At 69.9% G+C, this 5,621-nt stretch carries 6 protein-coding genes; 2 read left to right on the top strand and 4 right to left on the bottom strand.

Going from position 1 to position 5,621, the window contains the following annotated elements; translation table 11 throughout:
• Positions 1 to 76 precede the first annotated feature (76 nt).
• From C1I97_RS30115 to C1I97_RS30100, 4 genes are all read right to left on the bottom strand, one after another.
• The gene (locus C1I97_RS30115) at positions 77 to 601 is read right to left on the bottom strand and encodes a hypothetical protein (protein ID WP_181446979.1); all 525 of its coding nucleotides are present in this window, start codon (positions 599 to 601) and stop codon (positions 77 to 79) included.
• A 349-nt stretch (positions 602 to 950) separates the two neighbouring features.
• Complete coding sequence (locus C1I97_RS30110; protein ID WP_111006262.1) at positions 951 to 1,577, bottom strand: MFS transporter; 627 nt, start codon at positions 1,575 to 1,577, stop codon at positions 951 to 953.
• A 9-nt stretch (positions 1,578 to 1,586) separates the two neighbouring features.
• Positions 1,587 to 2,348 carry an MFS transporter gene (locus tag C1I97_RS30105; protein ID WP_258382808.1) on the bottom strand — a complete coding sequence of 254 codons (762 nt, stop codon included), beginning with the start codon at positions 2,346 to 2,348 and terminating at the stop codon, positions 1,587 to 1,589.
• Positions 2,349 to 2,648: 300 nt separating this feature from the next.
• Complete coding sequence (locus tag C1I97_RS30100) at positions 2,649 to 3,515, bottom strand: fumarylacetoacetate hydrolase family protein (protein ID WP_111006260.1); 867 nt, start codon at positions 3,513 to 3,515, stop codon at positions 2,649 to 2,651.
• A gap of 356 nt (positions 3,516 to 3,871) precedes the next feature.
• Between C1I97_RS30100 and C1I97_RS30095 the strand changes: the two genes are divergently transcribed.
• Both C1I97_RS30095 and C1I97_RS30090 read left to right on the top strand, forming a co-directional pair.
• Positions 3,872 to 4,633 (top strand): SDR family NAD(P)-dependent oxidoreductase, encoded by a 762-nt coding sequence (locus C1I97_RS30095; RefSeq protein ID WP_181446977.1) that lies wholly within the window; start codon positions 3,872 to 3,874, stop codon positions 4,631 to 4,633.
• 53 nt (positions 4,634 to 4,686) lie between these two features.
• Positions 4,687 to 5,511 (top strand): phytanoyl-CoA dioxygenase family protein, encoded by an 825-nt coding sequence (locus C1I97_RS30090; RefSeq protein ID WP_111006258.1) that lies wholly within the window; start codon positions 4,687 to 4,689, stop codon positions 5,509 to 5,511.
• Positions 5,512 to 5,621 lie beyond the last annotated feature (110 nt).

The following is a 5,621-nucleotide window of genomic DNA, read 5'->3' as shown; positions in this document are numbered from 1 at the left end:
CTTCGGCCGGGGAGCCGGGTCGGATCCGGCGGGCTTGGTGCTGGTCATGAGGGGGTGGTTCTCCTGTCGTGCCCTCTCAGGCTAACCCGCCGAAGCGGGGCGTCTCACCCAAGGCTGACAGAGAGGGTTCCAGCGGTAGGCGGTCGCGGTAGTACTCCGACTCCAGCCACTCCTCCCTCACGATGACCGGCCGCGACAGACGCGCGTCGCCAACCTCCTGTGAACGCAGAAGAAGCCCCAGATCGGTCAGGGCAAGGGAGCCATCGAGGGTGTACAACAGGCAATTCCCGTGCTCGGCGGCGTAATCAAGGAGGAACTGGTGCGACTGCTCGGGATTGCGGCCGGCCAGCGCAAAGCCCGCAAGCAAGACCTGCGGACCCGTGACCGCATCCAGGGCGATGCACGCCACCTTGCCCGCGTCGTAGAACACCTTCACGCCGTTGGCGAAGTCTTCTTGCCCGTAGGGGCCGCCCACCCGCTTCTGCGGCTCAGAGATCCGGAGCGCGTCGGCCACCTCGGCCGGGCTCATCCCGAACCGCAGTGGCCCCAGCCCGGCTCCGGGCAGCAGCTCCCAGCGCTCCCGTTCCTCGCTCGCGCTCATGTTCTCCGCGCCTTCAAATGGCCGCCCCTACCCGTATCCGCTCGTGTGGCCGGGCATCGCTGCGAGGCCAGCACCCAAAGTGCCACCTGAACCGCTTGAGCGCCAACTGAAGCGCTCAGTCACACCGCGTACCTCAGCAAGATCGTGTTCCGAGCTCTAAGCGCACCGAGGCAGCTAGGGGCGACTCGCACCCGCCAGCGCCGTCATGGAGGCTGCTATCTCTGCGCGACCCACCGGACAGACCCCAGCGGCCCCGCTCGTGACACGCGCGGCCTTGCGTATCAGCCACAAGTTCGACCGGGCGATCGTCCGCTGAGCCGGAGTCCGTACTGTCCCGGCCCCAGCTGGCTCAACGGGGCTGCCGCGCGGTCCCGGGGAGCGGGGCTCCGGCGGTTCCCGGTAGCTGGTCCGGGGCATCCTGGGGGTCGTCGAGCCGGTGCAGGGAGCAGCGGCCGCGGGCCGATCCCGCCAGCAGGGACACCAGCACCAGGGCGCAGCCCGCGGCGACCACGGTCTCCCGCGCTCCGACGAGGTCGGACAGCAGTCCCTGGAGCCAGGCCCCAATGGCGACCGAACCCGTGTAGACCATCACGTTGAGGGCGAGCACCCGTCCGCGCATGTGGTCCGCGACGATGAGCTGGACGCTGTTGTTGCCCACCGAGAGCGAGACCAGGAAGCAGGCCCCGACGGCGACGAGAAGCGCACCGGCGGACCACAGCGCGAAGGAGCACCCGAAGGCAGCCAGGGACAGCCCGTACAGGGGGAGCGACCAGCGGGTCAGCCGGGCCCGGCTGACCCGGTGCTCGAACCCGCTGACGACCGGCAGGGCGAGGACCGTGCCGACGCCCAGGGCCGTGTACATCAGGGGAAGACCGGCCGGACCGGACGGCAGGACGCTCTCGGCGAACACGATCACGTGCTGGAAGACCGGCATGCCGAGCAGCCCGACGACCGCGATCAGGGAGAGCGCCAGCACGATCCCCGGCTACCCGCGGACGTAGGACACCGCCTCCGCGAACTGCCGCAGCACTCCCGTTCCCGTTTGCCCGGCTCCGTTCGCGGCCGCCCGGCGCGGCCCGGGGCGCACCGCCGGCAGGGCGGCCACGACACAGGAGATCGCCAGGAAGGTCAGCAGGAAGGCCCAGGACGGCCCCCAGGCGACCAGGATGACGCCGCCGGCGGCCGGCCCGAAGGAGCGGGACAGGTTGAACTGCACGGTGTTCAGGGTCACCGCCGACGACAGGTCCTCGGGGCGGGAGATCTGGTGGACGAAGGCTTGCCAGCTCGGCATGGACACCCCCTGCGCACACCCGGCGGCGACCACCGCCAGCAGCAGCACCAGCGGCTGCCGTACGCCCGCGGTCCAGAGCACGAACATCGCGAGCGCGGCCAGGGCCCGTGCCGACTGAGTGACCAGCAAGGTGCGCCGCAGCGGCGCCCGCTCGGCCAGGACTCCGGCGAAGGGACCGAGCAGCATGTAGGGCATGAACTGGCCCGCGGTGGCCAGCCCGACCCAGACCGCGCTTCCGGTGCTCTCGTACAGCACGTACGGCGCGGCCAGGTTCTGGAACCAGCTGCCGGCGTTGGTCAGGAGGGCCGCGGTCCAGAACACCGCGAAGTCGCGGTGGCGCAGCGCCCGTACGGAGTGTCTCAGGCCCCTGCCGGGGACGGGGCGTGGAAGCGGCGTCTTCCGCGGTTTCCGGGGTGCCCCGGGCCCGCGGCCACGATTTCGGCATCGGCCGATCACTGCACACACCTCTCATGTCCGGCCGGTCCGGCCCGTCCCGCTCGTACGGCGGGACACCGGTGGGCACGGCGGCCGGCCGGCTTTCCGGAGCCGGTGTCCGGCCCTGCCGCAGCGGCATGGTCCTGTCGCACAGCTCGTGGTCGCGGCCGGCGGCCCGGGTCCGCGTCTCGACCAGCTCCGCGGAGCGACGGGAGCGGCGAGCGAGGGGGGCCGGGCCGCCGGGGCGCACGTCCTCGGGCCTGCCACCGGTACGGGTGGCCGCCGCGGGCGCACGGCCGTCGCCGCCGGCGGAGCGGGGGATCAGCCGGCCTCGCGGCCCAGGCGGGAGGCATAGGGGAGCGCGTGATCGGCGGTCACGCCCACCTCCAGGCGTCCGACCTTCTCGACCTCCACGGTGACGCGGTCGCCGTCGGCCAGCGGGCCCACGCCCTCTGGGGTGCCGGTGGCGATGACGTCGCCGGGCAGGAGGGTCATCACGGAACTGGCGTACTCGATGAGCCGCGGGACGCTGTAGATCATCAGCGATGTCCGGCTGTGCTGGCGCAGTTCGTCGTTGACCCAACAGCGCAGTTCGAGGTCGTCGGGGTCGCCGACCTCGTCCTTGGTGACCACGAACGGGCCGATCGGGGTGAAGGTGTCGAAGGACTTGCGGGTGGAGCGGTCCTCGGTCGAGCGGATCGTTATGTCCAGGACGCAGGTGTAGCCGAAGACGTAGTCGAGCGCCTCCTCCCGGCTCACGTTGCGGGCCCGCCTGCCGATGACGACCCCCAGCTCGCCCTCCTGGTCGGTGCGCAGATCGCTGTAGGGGAGCCTGACGAGCTCGCCGGGGCCGATGACGGAGGAGTTCGCCTTCAGGAACACGCCCCACTCGGCGATGGTGTTCGGGTTGTTCATCTCGGCCACGTGCGCACGGTAGTTGGCCGGCGCTCCGATGATCTTGTGCGGCTGGGGCAGGGGGGCGGACCAGACGACCTTCTCCGAATCGACCCGGGGGGCGGCGCGGAGCGCCTCCTCATCGGCCAGTTCGTGGCAGCGGCCCTGTTCCAGCAGCTGGTGCAGCGGACCCTGCGGTGTGTCGACGGGGCCCGGAACCAGCCCCGTCACATCGATGACCTCCGTGCCGGTCGAGACCGCGAGGCGGCTCCCGTCGAAGACTCCAAGACGCATCTGCGCCTCCTTCTCTCTCACCCTTGAGCGGTCAGGCCCGGCGGCGGAGCAGCCGCAGGCCGGGCACGGTGGACGACCGACCCGGAAATTCATCTGCTGATAAGGATGACCGGAGGATAGGCATGTTCCGCGAGGACCGCAATGAGGAGAGCCGACTCTCTGAAACTTCCAGTCGACCCTGAAAGTTCAGCGAAAAAGGCTGTCGCACACCTCTGGCGCCTCCACGGGGAGCCATGTACGTTGCAGCTCAATCATCCGCAGAACCGGATGACCAAATCTTTCTCGATGTCGGTGTGAACCACACCGACCGCATCGACGATCCTATGCCCGCCCGTCCCTGCCAAGGGGGTGACCGCATGCTGGAAAAGTCTGGATTCGACGGCCTGGGTGTCGTCGTCACAGGAGCCGCCGCCGGAATCGGCGCGGCGACCGCCGAGGTGCTCGGTGAACTCGGGGCGCATGTCCTGGCCGTCGACATCGACACCGACGGTCTGGCCGAGCTCGCCGGACGCCTCGCCGGCTCCGGCGCCGACTGCACGGTCCTCGAAGCCGACCTCACCGACCGGTCCGACGTGGAGCGGGTCTCCCGGGCCGTGGGCGAGACCGGGGTTGTGGTCAAGGCGCTGGTCAACAACGTCGGGGTGAACAGCCGGCATTCGATACGGGACTTGGAACCGGAGCAGTGGGAGAGGGATCTGGCCCGCAACCTCACCAGCGCCTACCTGCTGACCAGGGCACTGTTGCCGCTGTTGCTCGCGGCACCGCGCGGCGGGTCGGTCGTGAACGTCTCGTCGACGCACGCCCTGGCCGCCAACCCGGCGTCGCTGGGCTATGCCACCACCAAGTCCGGACTGCTGGGCTTCACCCGGCAGCTGGCCGCCGAGTTCGCGGACTCCGGCCTGCGGGTCAACGCGGTCTGTCCCGGACTGACGATGACCAGGCGGATCACCGACCGGGGCATCGGAGAACCCCAGGAACGCCTGCGGGACCGGCTCCTTGACAGGAGGTTCGCCGAGCCCGAGGAGGTCGCGTACGGCATCGCGTTCCTCGCCTCGGACGCCGCCTCGTACATCACCGGCGTGACTCTGCCGATCGACGGCGGCTTCACCGCCCGCTGACCTGGGCGGATCTTGCAACACAGTCAGAACCCAACCAGAGAGAGGTGTGTTCCATGACCACAGCGACGACAGGTGCCCTGTCGCCCCAGCAGGTCGGCGACTACCGCCGGAACGGCTTCCTGTTTCCGTTGGAGGCGATGACGAGCGATCAGGCGGCGGCCTACCGGGCGAAGCTGGAGGCGTTCGAGGCCGAGTACGGGGAGCGCGGCTCGGCCATCCTGCGCTCGAAGTCCCACCTGGTGCTCACCTGGGTCAACGAGCTGATCCGGCTGGAGCCCGTGCTGGACGCGGTCGAGAGCCTCCTCGGCCCCGACATCTACTGCTGGGGCTCCTCCTTCTTCATCAAGAACCCGCACAACCCGGGATACGTCGCCTGGCACCAGGACGCCCCGTTCTCCAGCATCCCCAAGGGTGGGGAGATCATCACCGCCTGGATCGCGCTGGCGCCCAGCACGCTGGAGAACGGCTGCCTGAAGGTGGTCGCCGGCACCCACACCAAGGAGGCCGAGCACACCTTCAGCAACGACGGCTCGAACATGCTCTCCCAGGGCCAGGAGATCGCGGTCGAGGTGGACGAGAACGACGCCACGGCGATCCAGCTGCGGCCCGGGCAGTTCTCGCTGCACCACCAGTTCATCTTCCACGGCTCAGGGCCGAGCAACAGCGACGAGCGGCGCATCGGCATCGCCGTCCGCTACATGAAGCCCTTCAAGCGAGAGGAGGAGGGCAACACCGACACCGCCACCCTGGTGCGCGGGAGCGACCCGTACAGGACCTTCGTCCCCGAGCCGATGCCGGCCGCCGACATGGCCCCCGAGTCCGTCGCGTACCTCGACGAGCAGCTGGTCAGCCGGCACGGAGACCGCTACCGCAAGTGACCCGGCCGGGCGGGGCTTCCGTGTCATGGGCCGGAAGCTCCGCAGGGTCCGCGTCCTCCATCCCGCACCACCCGCCCCGCGAACGTCACCCGCCCGACGGCCGGTGACAC

The sequence above is a fragment of the Streptomyces sp. NTH33 genome, from assembly GCF_003236365.1.
GTDB lineage: Bacteria > Actinomycetota > Actinomycetes > Streptomycetales > Streptomycetaceae > Streptomyces.
Note: the sequence above shows the minus strand (reverse complement) of the source record. Positions and strands in the feature narration are given on the sequence as shown.

What these genes read in the sequence shown, in the direction of transcription:
- C1I97_RS30115 (WP_181446979.1), bottom strand. Translation starts at nt 601, where the DNA reads ATGAGCGCGAGCGAGGAACGGGAGCGCTGGGAGCTGCTGCCCGGAGCC.
- C1I97_RS30100 (WP_111006260.1), bottom strand. Translation starts at nt 3,515, where the DNA reads ATGCGTCTTGGAGTCTTCGACGGGAGCCGCCTCGCGGTCTCGACCGGC.
- C1I97_RS30095 (WP_181446977.1), top strand. Translation starts at nt 3,872, where the DNA reads ATGCTGGAAAAGTCTGGATTCGACGGCCTGGGTGTCGTCGTCACAGGA.
- C1I97_RS30090 (WP_111006258.1), top strand. Translation starts at nt 4,687, where the DNA reads ATGACCACAGCGACGACAGGTGCCCTGTCGCCCCAGCAGGTCGGCGAC.